The organism is Chitinophaga niabensis, assembly GCF_900129465.1.
GTDB lineage: Bacteria > Bacteroidota > Bacteroidia > Chitinophagales > Chitinophagaceae > Chitinophaga > Chitinophaga niabensis.
On the sequence record NZ_FSRA01000001.1, the window covers coordinates 3477091 to 3495072 of the forward strand.

Consider the following 17982-nt stretch of genomic DNA (forward strand, 5'->3'; position numbering starts at 1 on the left):
TTTAAAGTTAAATAATAAAGGGACAGCTAATGAAATTCAAAGTTTGTGCCAAATGAGACAGATGGGCCATGGTGGCGGCAGGAGAAAATCCCCTGCCGCTCCGGCTATGCTTTTATCTTAGTAGTAGTGGTAAAACAGGCAGATTGCCCGGCGGGAATGGTAACAAGACCGATGCCATTATTAAAGGCATTTGGAGCACCTGTAAGATTTTCCACCGCAATGCTTTTACGATGCGGCGGCGTATAGATCTGCAGGATGGGATAACTCTTTTCCGGATAGAATTCGATACTGATACCTTTCAGGGGATCATGCAGGGTGCATAACGGTGACGGTTGCCCGAAATCCAGCACGAAAGAATTATCCAGGCTTATGCCCTCCATACTTTTTGCCTGGCTAAATGCTGTATAAGGCAATACTTTGCCGGTGGGGATCAATTGTTCGTTGAATTCCACGATCTCTTTGGAATGGAATTGCAATTCCAGCTGATCCACAGGCGTGCCGGTAGAAAAATACGGATGCCAGCCATCCATCATCGGGATGGGCGCCGTATGGTCATTGGTGATGGTAGTGGTCACTTCCAAAGCATTGCCACTGAGCAGGCGATACTGTACATCGCAGGTATATGCAAAGGGGTAACCGGGATCGGTACCTTTGTATTTGTGCTGCAGTGAAACACTTGCATACTCCGGGGTAGCTTCTTCCGTTATGATTTCAAAGACCTGGTCGTACAGCAAACCGTGAATAGGTGATTTGCTGACGGTGTAATCTTTCTGTTCCCAGCTGTATTGCGCATCTTTAATGCGGCAGGCAAACGGACTTAGTTTCACGCTTTTGAAACTACCGGCTACCTGCGCCTTCATTTCATCGCTGTTCCTGTAACTGTCGATAAGGTTGGTCTTCTGCCCTTTGTGCATGAATTCAAATGCATGCAAAAGCGCGCCATAGGAAGGGATGATCTGTACGCTGGTACCAGCATCGCTTTTTAACTCAATAATGTAAAAACCGTTCTGCTGGAGGCGTGCTGTACTAAAACTCATGCTTTATATATACTGATTGATGATGTTTTCGAGCCACTCCTGTCTGCCACTGGTCTGCTTCGGTTCACCATTTGCCAATGCGAAACTTCTCAGGTCTTCCAGTTGTAGTTTGCCTTCTTCAAACGCTTTACCCTGACCATTATCAAAAGATGCATAACGATCTGTACGGAATTTCTTATAAGGAGATTCATGCAGGATCCTTTCGCCGATAATAGCAGCACGGGCAAATGCATCCATACCGCCGATATGTGCATGGAAGATATCTTCCAGGTCTGTAGAGTTCCTGCGTGCTTTAGCATCGAAGTTTACACCGCCCCCTGCAAATCCGCCTGCTTCCAGGATCACCAGCATGGTTTCCACCAGCTCGTTCAGGTTCATGGGGAACTGATCTGTATCCCATCCGTTTTGGTAATCGCCGCGGTTAGCATCTATGCTGCCCAGCATACCAGCATCTGCTGCTACCTGTAACTCATGCTGGAAAGTATGACCTGCCAGGGTAGCGTGATTCACTTCGATATTCAGTTTGAAATCTTTATCCAGACCGTATTCACGGAGGAAGCCGATCACAGTAGCACTATCGTAATCATATTGGTGTTTGGTGGGTTCACATGGTTTAGGCTCTATGAAGAAAGTACCTTTGAAACCCTGCTTGCGTGCATAATCTTTTGCCATCGTAAGGAAACGGGCCAGGTGGTCCAGCTCACGTTTCATATTGGTGTTCAACAGGGTCATATAACCTTCGCGGCCTCCCCAGAAAACATAGTTCTCACCACCTAATGCGATGGTAGCATCCAGCGCATTTTTCACCTGCGTACCGGCATGTGCCACTACGGCAAAATCAGGATTGGTGGAAGCACCATTCATATAACGCGGATTGCTGAATACATTGGCAGTCCCCCAGAGCAATTTCACACCGCTGACTTTTTGTTTTTCTTTCGCATATTCCACGATCTGCTGCATATGGCTTTCATATTGCGCCAGGCTATCACCTTCATCTACCAGGTCTATATCATGGAAGCAGTAATAAGGCACACCCAGTTTGGTAATGAACTCAAATGCTGCGTCCATTTTATCTTTAGCCTGTTGTACAGGGTCTTTAGCTGTTAACCAGGGGAAAGCTTTTGTACCGGGGCCGAAGGGATCTCCGCCTGTTCCGCAGAAGGTATGCCAGTAACTAACGGCAAAGCGGAATAATTCTTCCATTGACTTTCCGTTGATCACTCTCTTACTATCGTACCATTTGTAGGCAAATGGATTATCTGATTTTACGCCCTCAAACTGGATCTTTCCAACGGAAGGGAAATAAGTTTTAGTTCCTGTAATGATATTCATGTTCAATGTTTTTTTAGTATTCAAGTAAGATTTGATCCAGCCGCTTTTTCCATTGGTTATAGGCGGCTGCATATGCTTGTTGCGGGCCTTTTTCCGGTTCAATAGTGGCAAGGCATTCCATACCAATAAAGGCATCTTTCATATTGCTATAGTAACCGGAGCCTACACCGGCAGCACGTGCCGCACCTAATGCGCCATCCGTATTATATAGTTCTATGCTAACACCGGCAGTGTTGGCAAAGGCTTCGCGGAATAAAGGACTGAGGAACATATTGGCTTTACCGGCACGCACGCGGTTGATCTTCAATCCCATTTCGCGCATGATATCCACGCCATAGGTTAAAGCAAACACAATGCCTTCCTGGCCTGCTCTCAGCAGATGCTGCTGATGATGCACACCAAATGCCAGCCCTTCCATCCTTGCACCGGGTTGCCGGTTAGCGAGAATACGTTCCGCACCGTTTCCGAAAGGAAAGATCTGCAGTCCTTCAGAACCGATAGGCGCCTGCGCAGCCAGTTCATTCATCTTGTTATAATCCAAACCACCTGTGATAGAACGCAACCAGCTGTTTAAGATACCGGTTCCGTTGAGGCACATCAGTACGCCATTCCTGATCTCTTTCGCAGTTTGGTTTACATGGATAAATGTGTTCACCCTGCTTTGCGCATCATAAGCCACCTGGTCGTGCACGGCATATACCACTCCTGATGTACCTGCTGTGGTAGCTGCTTCGCCTGGTTGCAGCACATTGAGGGAAAATGCATTATTGGGTTGATCGCCGGCCCTGTAGGTAACAGGGATACCTGCTTTCAATCCTAACAACTGCGCCGCCTTTTCTGTTACACGGCCCTGCTCTCCGAAAGTAGGAACAACCGGGGCGAGTAATTCCCTGTCTATATTATAATAGTTGAGTAACGAAGCGGATACCTGCTGATCTGCAAAGTCGTAGAAGATCCCTTCGGATAAGCCGGACAAAGTAGTGGCCGCATCACCTGTTAAGCGCATGGCAATAAAATCACCGGGCAGCATAATGTGCTGAATGCGTTTGTATTTCTCCGGTTCATTCTGCTGCACCCAGCGTAATTTGGATGCGGTAAAATTCCCGGGGGAATTGAGCAAATGCGGTAACGTATAAGCCTCGCCCAATGCGATTGCAGCCTCATCTCCTATCTGCACAGCACGGCTGTCGCACCAGATGATAGCAGGCCGTAATACCTGTTGTTCTTTATCCACGCAAACCAATCCATGCATCTGGTAGGCAATACCGATGGCATTTACGGCTGCGGGATCGAAGGGATGTAATTGTTGTAATGCATGTGTTGCTTTGATCACTTCCTGCCACCACATTTCAGGGTCCTGCTCTGCCCATCCTGAACGGGGAACCTGGATCACCAGTTCTTCAGCAGAACCGGTGGCCGTGGCCAAACACTTACCTGTAGCGGCATCGAGTAATGCTGCTTTGATGGAAGACGATCCTATATCATAGCCGATTAAGTACATAGTTTTTACCAGAATATAGTGTACAATGCTGCCAGGATACCACAGATCAGGATAGCCCCCACTGTAAATCCGGTGTTGAGTTTGAACATGGAAGCATCCACCTCAAGGCCTTTAGGATTGTTTTTGCTTTTCGGATCCAGAAGGCTCACCAGCACCATTATGGCTACGATGATCACAAACACCCAGCCCATACGGTTGATGAAGGGCAGTTCAGGGATAAAATATTTCAGCGCAACGGATAAAGGAATAGCCAATGCAGCGCCTACCAGTGCAGCGTTTGCAGTGGTACGTTTCCAGAAGAAACCGAGGATGAAGATGGCAAATACACCCGGAGAGATAAAGCCGGTATATTCCTGGATGTATTGGAAGCCCTGGTCCAGGCTCTTCAATGCAGGCGCCACCAAGGCACCAATGATGATGGCCACGATGATAGCAATGCGGCCCACTTTCACCTGTTCTTTTTCAGAAGCTTCTTTATTGAAGAAGTGTTTGTAGATATCAAGGGTGAAGATGGTAGCGATACTGTTTGCCTTTCCGGCGAGGGATGCCACGATCGCTGCAGTGAGTGCTGCGAAAGACAATCCTTTCAATCCTTCCGGCAGCAGGTTCAGTAACACGGGGTATGCATGGTCCGGCTTTACGTTACCTGCAGTATCCAGCATTTCCTTCTGGAATACACCGTTCTTATACAATACGTAAGCAGCAATACCTGGCAATACTACAATCACGGGCATCAGCAACTTCAGGAAACCTGCAAAGAGCAGACCGTTACGTGCAGTTTTCAGATCTGCACCCAATGCACGTTGTGTGATGTATTGGTTACAGCCCCAGTAGTTGAGGTTCACGATCCACATACCACCAATGAGTACGGCGATACCGGGAAGGTCTTTATAATGTTCGCTTGAACTGTCAAAGATCATGTGGAAATGCTCCGGTGCTTTCTGGCGTAACAGGCCCAATCCTTCCATCATGCCTTGTCCGCCGAAATGATCGGACACAAGGTTCAGTGCAAGATAGGTTGTAGCCAAACCACCCAGTACCAGGAAGAACACCTGCAATACATCTGTATAGCCAATCACCTTCATGCCACCCAGCGTAATGAAAATAGCAAAGATGGAAAGCCCGACGATCACGGTGGAGAACTCATATCCTGAAATGGTCTGAATAGCTAAGGCTCCCAGGTACAGGATAGAAGTGAGGTTTACAAACACATACAACAGGAGCCAGAATACGGCCATCACTGTACTTACGCGACTATCATACCGCTGCAGCAGGAATTGCGGCATGGTAAAGATCTTGTTCTTGAGATAGATGGGCAGGAAGAAAATAGCCACTACCATCAGCGTAGCCGCTGCCATCCATTCATAAGTGGAAATTGCCAGTCCCATTTTAAAACCGGAACCGGACATACCGATGAACTGTTCAGCAGAGATGTTGGATGCGATCAGTGAAGCGCCGATAGCCCACCACGTGAGAGATCCTTCTGCAAGGAAAAAGTCCTTTGTATCTGTGGTTGCTTTCTTTTTTCTACGATAGATATAATAACCATATCCGGCAACGATCAGAAAATAAAAGAGGAACACAATTTTGTCCCAGAAGAATAATGATTCATTTTTCATTGTAGCTCAGTGAAACGTGTTAACGTGGTGAATGAAAATAGCGCGTCAAGATAACAAACTATTTGAAGTATTTTACTAGTACAGATATAAAAAGTGTTCCGGGTACATTTCTTCCCCGGAACACCTTAATACATTCATTATCAACTATATAACCTCTGTTACTTTAAATGTCCACGCATATTCGCAGGGAACTTCTTTTACAGAAAGCTTTGGTACGGTCACTTCTATCCCCTCTTTCACCTTCTTAAAGGCCAGTGGCTTTTTAAGACCCAGCATTTGAACGGTAGTTTTAGCAGAAGTGTTTAGCACCCTGATCAGGAATTTTCCCTCCGGAAGCTGTGGGGTAACGGCATACAGGGTATTACCGTTGCGGGTAAAGAAGATCTCTTTTACAGCAAAACCGGGATCAGGGTTTACAGTCTGTTTCAGCATGGCTTCTCCGCTTACCATACCTGCTGCGGGTTTCCAGTCGCGGCGGCCTGTGGACCATTGTACCGTAGTTTTACAACTCCGGGTATTATAGATCGCCTCTCCATTCACATCCAGCCATTTACCGATCTGTAACAGGCGTTCCTGCATAATCGGCGGGATCTTACCTTGTGCATCGGGCCCGATGTCCAGCAGGAGGTTACCACCACTGCTTACGATATCCAGCAACAGGTACACTAGGGATTGCGCGCTGTTGTAATCTTCAATGTCTTCATTACGGTTATAGCCGAACGAAAATCCCATGCCACGGCATTCTTCCCATGGGCGGTTGAAGGTGGCGCCAACTTCATATTCCGTAGTATAGTAACCGCCGTGTTTTTTGCGGATGCCTTTCCCCCAGCGGTCGTTCACTGCGATCTTATCTTTCACGGGTGATTCATTATACAACCAGGTGAGGAATTCGCGGGACTGCCATAAAGTATCAGATTGTTCCCATTCCCCATCGGGCCAGATGATATCCGGTTCGTAACGGTTCACGAGGTCTTTCAGTTGCGGGATCATATGTTCATTCACATACTGTTTATATTGTTTGTTCTTGTATAGGGGATTGAACCATTCGTAGAGGGAATAGTAGAAGCCCATCTTCACACTGGTCTTTTTAACCGCTGCGGTGAGGTCTCCCAGCAAATCTCTTTTAGCACCGGATTCCATGGCATTCCAGGGTTTACCGAAAGCTTTGCTGGCTTCCCTGCTGGGCCATAATGCAAAACCATCATGGTGTTTGGAAGTGAGTACGATGTATTTGGCGCCCGACCTTTCAAAGAGCTTAGCCCATGCATCCGGATCATAATCTTCTGCTTTGAAGAGGTCGGCAAACTGGTAGTAAGAAAAGTTCTCTCCGTACACTTTATTGTGATGATCAAATACGGCAGTGGGTTTCGGGTTGTTGTTGCCGTACACCTGTTTGGTTTGCAGCCAGTACTGGTACCATTCTGAGTAAGTGCCCTTGGGGGACCAGGCAGGAACGGAATATACTCCCCAGTGAATAAAGATGCCGAATTTAGCATTCTCGAACCATGCAGGAACAGGCCTGCTGTCCAGCGACTCCCAGGTAGGTTTATACTGGGCTTTGATGGTGAATGGCAGCAAGAGCCAGAAAAGAAACTTTAAATACTTCATACGCAGACGTGTTTATAACAATTGGTTAACCGGAACGATGATCTCCTTCCCTCTTTCAATTGTAAGTGGTAATAGATGCTGACGATATTTTAGAACGAGGTTGCGCCCTCCTACAGAACGAAGTTTCAGCCCTGAAAGCGCTCCATCCTTCCAGGTGATATCTAGTTCAAAGCCTCCCCTTGCACGCAGGCCTGTTACGGAACCATTGTTCCATGCGGCCGGTAAGGCTGGCAACAGTTCCACATAGTCACCATGACTTTGCAACAGCGCCTCTGCGATACCTGCAGTTCCGCCAAAGTTACCATCTATCTGGAATGGCGGATGATTATCAAAGAGATTGGGTAAAGTAGACTTTGCGAACAATGCCTGCAGGTGATAACGCACACTGTCTTCCTGTTTTAAACGGGCATAGAAATTAATGATCCAGGCACGGCTCCAGCCGGTATGCCCACCTCCTTTGCTCAAACGGCCGGTAAGTGTACGCATGGCGCCTTCAAAGAGAGAAGGTGTTTGTTCCGTGATCTGTGTGCCGGGATGCAGACCAAATAGGTGAGAGATATGCCGGTGGCCGGGTTCTGCTTCTTCATATTCATTGATCCATTCCAGTATGCGGCCATCTTTGCCAATTTTAGTAGGTGGCAATAACTTAATGATGCTATCCCATTTTACAGCTTCCAAAGAATCTGTTCTTAATATTTTTGCTGCCGAGATACATTTACTCAGGAACTCCCGCAGGATCTGGTTATCCATGGTAGGCCCATAAGTGATGCCGGTAGGTTTTCCCGTAACAGGATGTTTAAACCTGTTCTCTGGTGAACTGCCGGGATTGGTAACGAGGTAACCTTCAGGGCTTTTTACCAGGAAGTCTTCCACAAACAAAGCATGTTCCTTCATCAGCGGATAAGCTTTGCTCTTCAGGAATTCATAATCCAGCGTAAAAGCAAAGTGTTCCCAGAAATGCAGGCACATCCAGCTGGCAGCCATGGGGAAAGTCCCAAATGCTGCATTCGCCTGCACCCCTGTTTTGCCAAAAGCATCCGTACAATGATGTACTACCCATCCTCTCGCATCATACATTTTCTTTGCCGTCTTACGTCCTTCCGGGCGGATCCTGTCCATAAAGTCAAACAGCGGAGCGGTTGTTTCCGTAAGGTTACATACTTCCGCCGGCCAGTAGTTCATTTGCAGATTGATATTGGTATGGAAGTCTGCATTCCAAGGTGCGTCTATGTGTTGATTCCAGATACCTTGTAAGTTTGCCGGAAGAACACCCGGCTTGCGGGAACTGGAAAGCAGCAGGTACCTGCCGTATTGAAAATACAGGGCAATCAGGTGTGTATCTTCCTTGCCAGTTTTTGTGAGTGTTAATCTTTCATCTGTTGGCAGTTCATCAAGAGCAGGTTCGTTGATCTGCAATTGTACTCTTTTCATGTAAGGTTCAAAGTCCTTTACATGACTTGCAGCTATTAGTGCGTAACTGCGCAAGACAGCCTTTTGCAGGAGTTGTTTACATTTATTGAGCGCGATGTTTGCTCCTTCATCAACATCCTGTTTTACAGCGTTATAATTCGTTGCCCCTTGTATATATAAAGTAAGGGCTACAGCATTCTTCACCTGCAGTGTTTGCTGTTTTGCAATAACAGTACCTCCTTGCGGCACGGCCTGCAGCATTCCGGCGAAACGCATATGATAACCTTCAGGGCCACGCAGGTCTTTTGTATTCTTATCATTGATGCGGCCATTTAAGATCAGTTGGTTCTTCAATGCAGTCACCGTGCAATCTTTCATATGGTTGGCCGTATCTTTTGTATCCGGGCGGTCCAGTGAAAGGATGGCATTGATGGTGCCGGGTTTTACCGTAGTGATCCTTACCACGATCACGTTATCCGGCGCAGAGGCCAGTACTTCCTGTTTATATTCAATGCCATTTACTTTATAAGTAGTGGTGGCAATGCCGTTAATTAAATTAAGCTGACGTTTGTAATCTGTTACATCCGTGAAGCCGTAATCAATGTTCACGTTCATTAATGTCTGATAAGAACGGAAGTTGCGTGCAATGCGGTTGGAGTTCTCATCATCCACGGCTACAAAGTTCTTTTGTGCCAGGTTCAGGGCTTCTTCATTTTCGCCTGCAAAGATCAGTTTGCGGATGGTGTCTAAGTACCTGAAAGCATTGGGATTGGCGTCGTTAAACTTATTTCCGGCCCATACGCTTTCTTCATTGATCTGGAGTATTTCTTTACCGGTGCGGCCATACACCATGGCACCGAGCCTGCCGTTTCCAACGGGCAATGCTTCCTCCCATCTTTGGGCAGGTTGTTTGTACCAGAGTTGCAGAGATTGTTCCTGCGCGAAAGCTGCGCTACTTAGCAGTAAGAGAAGGATAAGGATCTTTTTCATACCTGTAAACGATCTTGGTTAAATGTAATCATTGCAGCACTTGGTTACAAGCTGCTGTTAATTCAGTACTAACAATTGCGATTATTCTTTAGCCTTGCATCATGCCAGCCAATGTTCTGCCCACTTCAGAACCGATGGCAATACCCATTCCTCCCATGCGCACGGCCAGGAATATACGACCAGAGTATGCTTGTATTATGGGGCGTTTGGTTTTACCAAATCCCATGATGCCCGTCCAGCGGTCTTCTACGGTATAAGAATGATTGGGTAGGATGAAAGTGCGGAGTTTTTCCTCCAGGTCCCGCTGGATTGTTTCTTTCAATTCGAAGTTGGTGGTAGCTTCCCCTGCAAAATCCAGGTTACGCCCGCCGCCAAAGAGTACGCGGCCTTCGATCTCTCTAAAATAGTAATAACCTTTGTCAAAATGAAAAATGCCTTTAAAGGGTAATCCCTTAACCGGCGTTGTGATCAGCACCTGTCCGCGGCCCGGCGTGATATCCAGTTCCGGCAGCAGGCCTTTGGCAAAAGCGTTTGTGCATATAGCCAGTTGTTCTGCGCTGAAGGTGAGTGTTCCTTTACTACCGGGCTGCTGTACGGTAACCAATACCTGTTGTGCATTTTCTTCAAAACCAACGACCTCGCAACCTGTTTTGATCTCTATACCTCTTTCAAAGGCCAGGTCTATCAGGGTGCGCATCATTTTACCGGTATTCAGCTCACCTTCAAAATTATTCTGTACAAGGGATTGAACATGTTGTGCATTAAAGCCGAAGTTTTGCAGCTTTTGATCTGCATGGCTGAAGGCAGGGCCGGGAAGGATCCCGAAGAGCATGGAGTTGACGTTTTCCATTTGTTCCAGCGCAGCAGATTCTGTAGCACTGATCAGTTCATAACTGCCGTTTTCCCGGTAGTTCATGCGATCGTCTCCAATACGGGAGCGCAACAACTGAAGACCTTTAAGGCGCATGTGAACGAGGGATACCACTTCTTCTGTGGTCATGGTTTGCAGGTCCTCCAGGATCTCCGTTAAACTGCCTATACAGGCAAAACCGGCGTTTTTGGTGCTGGCGCCTGTGGGTAATATACCTCTTTCCAATACCAGGACCCTTTTGCGGGGGAACTTCTCTTTATAGCTGATGGCCGTGGAGAGCCCAACAATACCACTTCCTAGAAGGATGCAGTCGTATTGGAGGAGGCTTTGTTTTTCCCAGAAGCTAAGCATGCCCCGAATGTAGGTAAAAAATTTGGAAGACCAAAGTGTAAAGTGTAGCTTTGCACTATACGCAGAGATCATATATAAAGAGCCCCCTTTTTAAATAAAAATTTAAACCGGAAGGGTATATGATCAAAAATTTTAAGAGTAAGGCCCTGCGAGCTTTATGGGAAAACGATGATGCGAGTAGTTTACCCGCTCAGCAATTGAGAAAGATCCTCACTATGCTGGATCAATTAAACACAGCGAAAATTATTCCTGATAACCTGCTGGGTTTTAAAGGATGGCGGATCCATCAATTAAGGGGGCCTATAAAAAACGTGTGGAGCTTAACAGTCACAGGCAATTACAGGATCGTTTTTTTATTTGAGGATGGCAACGCCTATAATGTAGATTATCTGGATTATCATTAATAAAAACAATTATTATGCAACGGAGAATGAGATTTTTGCACCCAGGTCTGGCTTTAAAACACGATGTAATTGAAGAACATGGGCTTACTATTACGGAGGCCGCCGCCTTACTAAAGGTAACGCGTGCAGCTTTATCCAATGTATGCAACGGCAAAGCAGATATTTCCGTAGAAATGAGCCTTCGGATAGCCAAGGTTTTTGGTGGCACTGCGGATCAATGGCAACGTGTACAAACAGCTTACAATCTTTACCATGCTGAACCCAAGATCGAGAAACTAAAGCTGAAGCCGTATGTTCCCCCTAAAGAGAAAAAAGAAAAAAGGAAACAGGCTTCAGCTGGTGGCCGGGCAAAAAAAGAAACCCCGATCGCAACGACCGGGGCTTTGAACACTACTATAGGTTGAACCATACTAAACCAGGTAACCAAAAAGATTATCATCTTTATTCAGCTCGGTGTAATTGATATTGTATTTTTGCATGTTAGCAAGTAATACATCATAATCCTTCCTGTCAGTTAATTCAATCCCCACTAATGCAGGGCCTGTTTCTTTATTATGCTTCTGAATAAATTCAAAACGGGTGATATCATCTCCGGGGCCCAGCACAAAGTTCACAAACTCTTTGAGCGCGCCGGGGCGTTGTGCAAACCGGATAATGAAATAATGTTTTAATCCTTCATAGAGCAGGGAACGTTCTTTGATCTCCTGCATCCGGTCGATATCATTATTACTGCCGCTGACGATACACACTATTTTCTTCCCTTTGATCTCTTCTTTAAAATCATCCAGGCATGCCATAGATAGTGCGCCGGCAGGTTCCACTACAATGGCTTCTTCGTTGTATAAACGAAGGATAGTTGAGCAGATGCGGCCTTCGGGCACCAGGCTCATTTTATCGAGCACATCTTTGCAGATATTATAGGTAAGCTGGCCCACCCGTTTTACGGCTGCGCCATCCACAAAACGATCTATTTCTCCTAATGTAACAGGGCCGCCATTCTCCAGTGCACGCATCATGGAGGGGGCGCCTACAGGCTCAAGGCCGATAATTTTAGTCTGGGGGCTGTAGGTACGGAAGTAAGTTCCAACACCGGAGGCGAGGCCGCCTCCGCCAACAGGTATAAACAGGTAATCGATGCCGGATTGTTCTTCCAGGATCTCCTGTGCTACGGTCCCCTGTCCTTCAATGATCCTGATATCATCAAAGGGGGGAATGAAGGTCATGTTGTTTTCCAGGGTATATGCCTGTGCTTCAATAGCGCAATCATCGAAGGTATCTCCTACCAGCCTGATCTCGATATTCTCACCACCGAACATCCTTACCTGGTTCACTTTTTGTTTTGGTGTGATAATGGGCATGAATACTACCCCTTTCACGTTCAGCTTTTTACAGGAATAAGCAAAACCCTGTGCGTGGTTACCGGCACTTGCACAGGTAACGCCATCTGCCAGTTGCTTTGCATCCAGGCTGCTCATCAGGTTGTAGGCGCCGCGTAATTTATACGAGCGTACCACCTGCATGTCTTCTCTCTTCAAATATATATCACAGTTATACCGGCGGGACAAACTGGCGCAGTAAGTAAGCGGGGTATGTATCACCACTGACTTCAACCTTTCGGCGGCTTCCTTTATCCGGAGCGTATTTACTGTATTGACGACTTCCTCCATTTCTTACCACTATTTCAAAATGAAATGGGAAAAGATCTTTCACTTTTCCCATTTTCATTTTATGATTATTTATTAGGGCGCAGTTTCCTAACTGCAGCGCCTGCCTGCCACATTTCACTGTTACGCAGTTCTGCCAGTTCCACTTCCAGCTTAGCGCGGTAATCGGGCTGGCTGTTGAGGTCGATAGAACGAGCTGCTTCTTTACCTGCAGCTACGCTTGCGTACAGTTCATCAAATACGGGTTGTGTTGCATCTTTGAATTTCTTCCACCAATCCAGCGCACCACGTTGAGCAGTTGTGGAGCAGTTAGCATACATCCAGTCCATACCGTTCTCTGCTACCAGTGGCATCAGGGATTGGGTAAGCTCTTCCACTGTTTCGTTGAAAGCTTCTGAAGGAGAGTGACCATTGCTGCGGAGTGTTTGGTACTGTGCAGCAAAGATACCCTGGATGCAACCCATCAAAGTACCACGCTCACCTGTAAGGTCAGAGAATACTTCTTTTTTGAAATCTGTTTCGAAGAGATATCCTGAACCAACACCGATACCAAGTGCAATTACTCTGTCGCGGGCTTTACCGGTTGCATTCTGGAAGATTGCAAAACTGGAGTTCAGACCCTGACCTGCGAGGAACAGTCTGCGGAGAGAGGTGCCGGAGCCTTTAGGAGCTACCAGGATCACGTCTACATCAGCAGGAGGAATGATATTGGTTTGTTCTTTATAAGTGATACCAAAACCATGAGAGAAATACAGCGCTTTACCAGGAGTCAGGAAAGGCTTCAGGGTAGGCCACAAGGTGATCTGACCTGCATCAGACAGCAGGTATTGAATGATCGTACCTTTTTCTGCTGCTTCTTCGATCTCGAACAAAGTTTCGCCCGGAACCCATCCGTCTGCTACTGCTTTATCCCAGGTCTTGGAATTCTTACGCTGACCGATGATCACGTTAAAGCCATTGTCCTTCAGGTTCAGAGCCTGGCCGGGACCTTGTACGCCATAACCAATGATAGCAATAGTTTCATTTTTCAGAACTTCTCTTGCTTTTTCCATGGGGAATTCTTCTCTGGTTACTACGTCTTCCAGTACTCCGCCAAAATTGATGGTTGCCATGTTGTGATTGTGTTTTTTTTAAAGAGTTAAAAATTGCGTCGGTTAGGTTAGTCTTTCAGGTTGTCTGTTTCAATCAGGGACAAGTCCTTCAGATGTTCGTGGAAACGACGGCTCCATTTCACAATCGCTACGCGACCGCTTTTGGAATATTCTATGAGGCCATATGGTTCCAGCTTTTGCAGCATTGCTGTAAGCTCCTGCTGGTGGCCTGTTTTTTCTAATACGAAATAGTCCGGCGTAATGGTAAGGATACGTGCATTGTTATCCCGGATGATCTTTTCAATATCCCCGCTATGCAGGGCTTTGGTTGAGATCTTGTACAATGCCAGCTCCTGGTACACCACTTCATCTTCTTCATGTACGAATGCACGATGTATTTCGATGAGCCTTTCTATCTGTCCCACTACTTTATCCAGCAGTTCCCTGTTGGAAAGTACAGTGATAATGAACTTATAAACGCCCGGGATCTCTGTTTCCGCAGTATTTAAACTGGTGATATTGATGCCCCTGCGGGTGAAGATCACAGAAATACGATTGGTGATCCCAATCCTGTCTTCCGTGTACACCGTTATGGTATATTCTTTTTGCATGTTGTGTCTTTTCTAAAATGTGAAATACTACTACTCGAGGCGGATGGTTGAGATCGGTGCCCCTGCGGGAACCATTGGGAATACATTGTCTTCCTGCTCCACCACACATTCCAGGAGATAAGCGCCTGGTGTGTCCAGCATTTCTTTTACTGCTGCTTCGATCTCAGAACGTTCGCTGACCTTGCGGCCCGGAATGAAAAATCCTTTGGCGATCTGTACAAAATCAGGATTCGTCATTTCTGTTGAGGAGTATCTCCTGTCGAAGAACAACTGCTGCCACTGGCGTACCATGCCCAGGAAGTTATTGTTCAGGATCACGATCTTCACTCCTATCTGTGATTGATAAATAGTACCCAGTTCCTGTAAGGTCATCTGGAAGCAACCGTCTCCGATGATGGCCACCACTTCTTTTTCAGGAGCACCAACTTTGGCCCCCATGGCTGCAGGCAGCGAGAAACCCATGGTACCCATACCACCGCTGGTGATATTGGTGTTGGGATCTTTGAAGCGGTAATAGCGGGAAGCGATCATCTGGTGCTGCCCTACGTCTGTTACGAGGATAGCCTTTCCGTTTGTTTGTTCGGAGATGATGCGGATCACTTCTGCCATCTTCAGCATACCTTCTGTTGGATGCAGTTCTCTCTGCTGCACTTTTTCATATTCCTGTTTATCCAGGTCTTTGAAGGATTGCATCCACTCTTTATGTTCAGCAGGATTGATCAGCGGCAGCAATGCTTCCAGGGCTTGTTTGGCATCTGCATGCACGGCTACGTCTGCTTTGATGATCTTGTTGATCTCTGCTTTATCAATTTCTATGTGTAATACTTTTGCCTGGCGTGCATAGGTATTTACATCTCCGGTGATACGATCATCGAAACGCATACCTATGGCGATCAGCACATCACATTCATTGGTATTGACATTGGGTGCATAGTTACCATGCATACCCAGGAAACCAACATAACATGGATGATCCACCGGTACAGCGGAAAGCCCAAGCAGTGTGGAAGCTACAGGGATCTGCGCTTTTTCTGCCAGTTCGATCAGTAACTTTTCTGCGCTGGAGAGCAATACACCATGACCACAAAGGATGTAAGGTTTTTTAGCGTTGTTGATCAATTCAGCAGCAGCTTTTACATCTTCCATCTTCAGTTCGGGAACCGGGCGGTAGCTGCGGATATATTCGCAGGCTTTGTATTGAAAGTCCAGTTTGTTTACCTGTGCATTTTTGGTGATATCCACCAGTACAGGGCCGGGGCGGCCGCTCCTGGCAATATAGAATGCTTTGGCAATGGCACCGGGAATATCTTCCGGCCTGGTTACCTGGATGTTCCATTTGGTGATGGGTGTGGTGATACCGATCACATCTGTTTCCTGGAAAGCATCTGTACCCAGTAATGCTGCTGCTACCTGGCCGGTGATGCATACCATGGGAGTTGAATCCATATAGGCATCGGCGAGGCCGGTTACCAGGTTAGTGGCACCGGGACCAGAGGTGGCAAATACCACACCTACCTCTCCGTTTGCACGGGCAAAACCCTGAGCGGCGTGTGTAGCGCCTTGTTCATGACGAACAAGGATATGATGGACTTTATCCTGGAAATCATACAGGGCATCGTAAATGGGCATAATTGCGCCACCGGGATAACCGAAAATGGTTTTAACACCTTCTGCGATCAGTGACTGGATCACAGCTTCGGCACCGGTAATAATGTTGGCAGCGGCGGCCCGCTTGTCAGACTCATTAGTCTTCATCGGTAACACATCCTTCTGTTGCATTTTTAACATGTTTAGCGTACTTGAATAATATTCCTTTCGTTGCCTTCAATGCCGGTTGTTTCCATGCGGCTTTGCGGGTTGCCAACTCTTCAGGAGTAAGGTTAACTTTGATAATGTTGTTGACTGCATCCAGTTCAATAATATCATCATCTTTCACCAGGGCAATGGTACCGCCTTCGTAAGCCTCCGGCACAATGTGTCCGACGACGAAGCCATGCGTGCCACCGGAGAACCTGCCATCTGTAATGAGGGCTACGTTCTTTCCTAAACCGGCACCCATGATGGCGGAAGTAGGTTTTAGCATTTCCGGCATGCCGGGCCCGCCTTTAGGACCAACATAACGGATCACTACCACATCACCGGATTTTACTTTACCGGAACTTATGCCTGCGATCAATTCAAATTCGCCATCAAAAACACGGGCAGGGCCAACAAAGCGCTCTCCTTCTTTACCGGTGATCTTTGCTACGGAACCTTTTTCAGCCAGGTTTCCGTATAGGATCTGGATGTGACCGGTTTGTTTCAGTGGTTGTTCCAGCGGAACTATAATATTCTGTGTTGTAAAGTCGATGTCGGGAACATTTGCGAGGTTCTCTGCAATTGTTTTACCGGTTACGGTTAAACAATTACCATGCAGCATACCTTTTTTCAGGAGGTATTTCATGACTAAGGGAACGCCGCCAATGTTGTGCAGATCTTCCATGAGGTATTTACCACTGGGCTTCAGATCGGCCAGCAGTGGCGTTTTGTCGCTGATACGCTGAAAATCGTCTGCAGTGATACTGATATCCACAGATTTTGCGATAGCGATAAAATGCAATACAGCATTGGTGCTGCCGCCAAGTGCCATGATCACGGTGATGGCATTTTCAAATGCTTCACGCGTCATGATATCTCTTGGCTTAATATCTTTTTCCAGGAGCAGGCGGATGTACTGGCCTGCTTCGAAACACTCTTCCTGTTTTTCTTTGCTGAGTGCAGGGTTAGAGGAACTGTAAGGTAAGCTCATTCCCAGCGCCTCTATTGCAGAGCTCATGGTATTGGCGGTATACATACCACCGCATGCCCCTGCACCAGGACAGGAATGCTGAACAATCTGTTTGAAGTCCCCTTCATCCAGGTTGCCTGCTATTTTTTGCCCCAGGGCTTCAAATGCAGAGATGATATTGAGGTCCTGCCCCTTGTATTTACCCGGAGCAATGGTTCCACCGTACACCATGATAGCCGGGCGGTTCAAACGGCCCATGGCCATGAGGGAACCCGGCATGTTCTTATCACAGCCCGGAACAGTGATCAGGGCATCATAATACTGTGCACCGCAAACCGTTTCAATGGAGTCAGCAATCAGGTCACGACTAACCAGGGAATAACGCATACCATCCGTACCATTGCTGATACCGTCGCTTACGCCGATGGTATTGAAGATAAGGCCCACCAGGTCGTTAGCCCAGACGCCTCTTTTCACTTCTTTTGCCAGGTCGTTAAGGTGCATATTGCAGGTGTTACCATCGTAACCCATGCTCACCACTCCTACCTGCGCTTTCTTCAGATCTTCTTCTGTTAATCCAATTCCGTACAACATTGCTTGTGCAGCCGGCTGCGTTGGATCTTGTGTAATCGTTTTGCTGTATCTATTTAACTCCATATGATTAAGTCAGTTAGCCTAATTTCGAAATATTGGTAAAAGTATCCCGGGAGTGCCTCATGTTCCAAA

Annotated in this window: 14 protein-coding genes; 2 read left to right on the forward strand and 12 right to left on the reverse strand. The window is 46.9% G+C overall.

Annotated elements, in window-relative coordinates:
* Positions 1-104: 104 nt before the first annotated feature.
* The 7 genes from BUR42_RS13740 to BUR42_RS13770 form a co-directional block, all read right to left on the reverse strand.
* A complete protein-coding gene (locus tag BUR42_RS13740) occupies positions 105-1037 on the reverse strand; it encodes an aldose 1-epimerase (protein WP_074239778.1) in 933 nt (310 codons plus the stop codon).
* 3 nt (positions 1038-1040) lie between these two features.
* Positions 1041-2369 carry a xylose isomerase gene (xylA, locus tag BUR42_RS13745; RefSeq protein ID WP_074240595.1) on the reverse strand — a complete coding sequence of 443 codons (1329 nt, stop codon included), beginning with the start codon at positions 2367-2369 and terminating at the stop codon, positions 1041-1043.
* 13 nt (positions 2370-2382) lie between these two features.
* Positions 2383-3870 carry a xylulokinase gene (locus tag BUR42_RS13750; RefSeq protein ID WP_074239779.1) on the reverse strand — a complete coding sequence of 496 codons (1488 nt, stop codon included), beginning with the start codon at positions 3868-3870 and terminating at the stop codon, positions 2383-2385.
* A 5-nt stretch (positions 3871-3875) separates the two neighbouring features.
* A complete protein-coding gene (locus BUR42_RS13755) occupies positions 3876-5489 on the reverse strand; it encodes a sodium/sugar symporter (RefSeq protein ID WP_074239780.1) in 1614 nt (537 codons plus the stop codon).
* A 144-nt stretch (positions 5490-5633) separates the two neighbouring features.
* On the reverse strand, positions 5634-7097 hold the full coding sequence (locus tag BUR42_RS13760; RefSeq protein WP_074239781.1) for an alpha-L-fucosidase: 1464 nt from the start codon (positions 7095-7097) through the stop codon (positions 5634-5636).
* 12 nt (positions 7098-7109) lie between these two features.
* Positions 7110-9497, reverse strand: a complete 2388-nt coding sequence (locus BUR42_RS13765) for a glycoside hydrolase family 95 protein (RefSeq protein WP_074239782.1) — start codon at positions 9495-9497, stop codon at positions 7110-7112.
* 88 nt (positions 9498-9585) lie between these two features.
* Positions 9586-10719, reverse strand: a complete 1134-nt coding sequence (locus BUR42_RS13770) for an NAD(P)/FAD-dependent oxidoreductase (protein WP_074239783.1) — start codon at positions 10717-10719, stop codon at positions 9586-9588.
* 119 nt (positions 10720-10838) lie between these two features.
* On the opposite strand from BUR42_RS13770, the gene BUR42_RS13775 reads away from it, so the two are divergent.
* Together BUR42_RS13775 and BUR42_RS13780 are read left to right on the forward strand one after the other, a co-directional pair.
* Positions 10839-11123, forward strand: a complete 285-nt coding sequence (locus BUR42_RS13775; protein WP_074239784.1) for a type II toxin-antitoxin system RelE/ParE family toxin — start codon at positions 10839-10841, stop codon at positions 11121-11123.
* 26 nt (positions 11124-11149) lie between these two features.
* Positions 11150-11527, forward strand: a complete 378-nt coding sequence (locus BUR42_RS13780) for a HigA family addiction module antitoxin (RefSeq protein WP_074239785.1) — start codon at positions 11150-11152, stop codon at positions 11525-11527.
* A 6-nt stretch (positions 11528-11533) separates the two neighbouring features.
* Here the strand turns inward: BUR42_RS13780 and ilvA are convergent, their stop codons facing one another.
* The 5 genes from ilvA to ilvD all read right to left on the reverse strand — a co-directional run bounded on the left by ilvA (position 11534) and on the right by ilvD (position 17913).
* A complete protein-coding gene (ilvA, locus tag BUR42_RS13785; protein WP_074239786.1) occupies positions 11534-12790 on the reverse strand; it encodes a threonine ammonia-lyase IlvA in 1257 nt (418 codons plus the stop codon).
* Positions 12791-12855: 65 nt separating this feature from the next.
* On the reverse strand, positions 12856-13899 hold the full coding sequence (gene ilvC, locus BUR42_RS13790) for a ketol-acid reductoisomerase (protein ID WP_074239787.1): 1044 nt from the start codon (positions 13897-13899) through the stop codon (positions 12856-12858).
* A 47-nt stretch (positions 13900-13946) separates the two neighbouring features.
* Entirely contained in the window at positions 13947-14489 is a 543-nt protein-coding gene (gene ilvN / locus BUR42_RS13795) for an acetolactate synthase small subunit (RefSeq protein WP_074239788.1), read from the reverse strand.
* 30 nt (positions 14490-14519) lie between these two features.
* Complete coding sequence (gene ilvB / locus BUR42_RS13800; protein WP_317044471.1) at positions 14520-16268, reverse strand: biosynthetic-type acetolactate synthase large subunit; 1749 nt, start codon at positions 16266-16268, stop codon at positions 14520-14522.
* Positions 16234-17913: a dihydroxy-acid dehydratase gene (gene ilvD, locus BUR42_RS13805; protein ID WP_074239789.1), complete on the reverse strand. Its 1680-nt coding sequence runs from the start codon at positions 17911-17913 to the stop codon at positions 16234-16236. The genes ilvB and ilvD overlap by 35 nt, the downstream gene beginning before the upstream one ends.
* Between the last annotated feature and the right edge of the window lie 69 nt (positions 17914-17982).

Coding starts and splice junctions, on each gene's coding strand:
- BUR42_RS13740 (WP_074239778.1), bottom strand. CDS start 1,037: ATGAGTTTTAGTACAGCACGCCTCCAGCAGAACGGTTTTTACATTATT.
- xylA (WP_074240595.1), bottom strand. CDS start 2,369: ATGAATATCATTACAGGAACTAAAACTTATTTCCCTTCCGTTGGAAAG.
- BUR42_RS13750 (WP_074239779.1), bottom strand. CDS start 3,870: ATGTACTTAATCGGCTATGATATAGGATCGTCTTCCATCAAAGCAGCA.
- BUR42_RS13755 (WP_074239780.1), bottom strand. CDS start 5,489: ATGAAAAATGAATCATTATTCTTCTGGGACAAAATTGTGTTCCTCTTT.
- BUR42_RS13760 (WP_074239781.1), bottom strand. CDS start 7,097: ATGAAGTATTTAAAGTTTCTTTTCTGGCTCTTGCTGCCATTCACCATC.
- BUR42_RS13765 (WP_074239782.1), bottom strand. CDS start 9,497: ATGAAAAAGATCCTTATCCTTCTCTTACTGCTAAGTAGCGCAGCTTTC.
- BUR42_RS13770 (WP_074239783.1), bottom strand. CDS start 10,719: ATGCTTAGCTTCTGGGAAAAACAAAGCCTCCTCCAATACGACTGCATC.
- BUR42_RS13775 (WP_074239784.1), top strand. CDS start 10,839: ATGATCAAAAATTTTAAGAGTAAGGCCCTGCGAGCTTTATGGGAAAAC.
- BUR42_RS13780 (WP_074239785.1), top strand. CDS start 11,150: ATGAGATTTTTGCACCCAGGTCTGGCTTTAAAACACGATGTAATTGAA.
- ilvA (WP_074239786.1), bottom strand. CDS start 12,790: ATGGAGGAAGTCGTCAATACAGTAAATACGCTCCGGATAAAGGAAGCC.
- ilvC (WP_074239787.1), bottom strand. CDS start 13,899: ATGGCAACCATCAATTTTGGCGGAGTACTGGAAGACGTAGTAACCAGA.
- ilvN (WP_074239788.1), bottom strand. CDS start 14,489: ATGCAAAAAGAATATACCATAACGGTGTACACGGAAGACAGGATTGGG.
- ilvB (WP_317044471.1), bottom strand. CDS start 16,268: ATGCAACAGAAGGATGTGTTACCGATGAAGACTAATGAGTCTGACAAG.
- ilvD (WP_074239789.1), bottom strand. CDS start 17,913: ATGGAGTTAAATAGATACAGCAAAACGATTACACAAGATCCAACGCAG.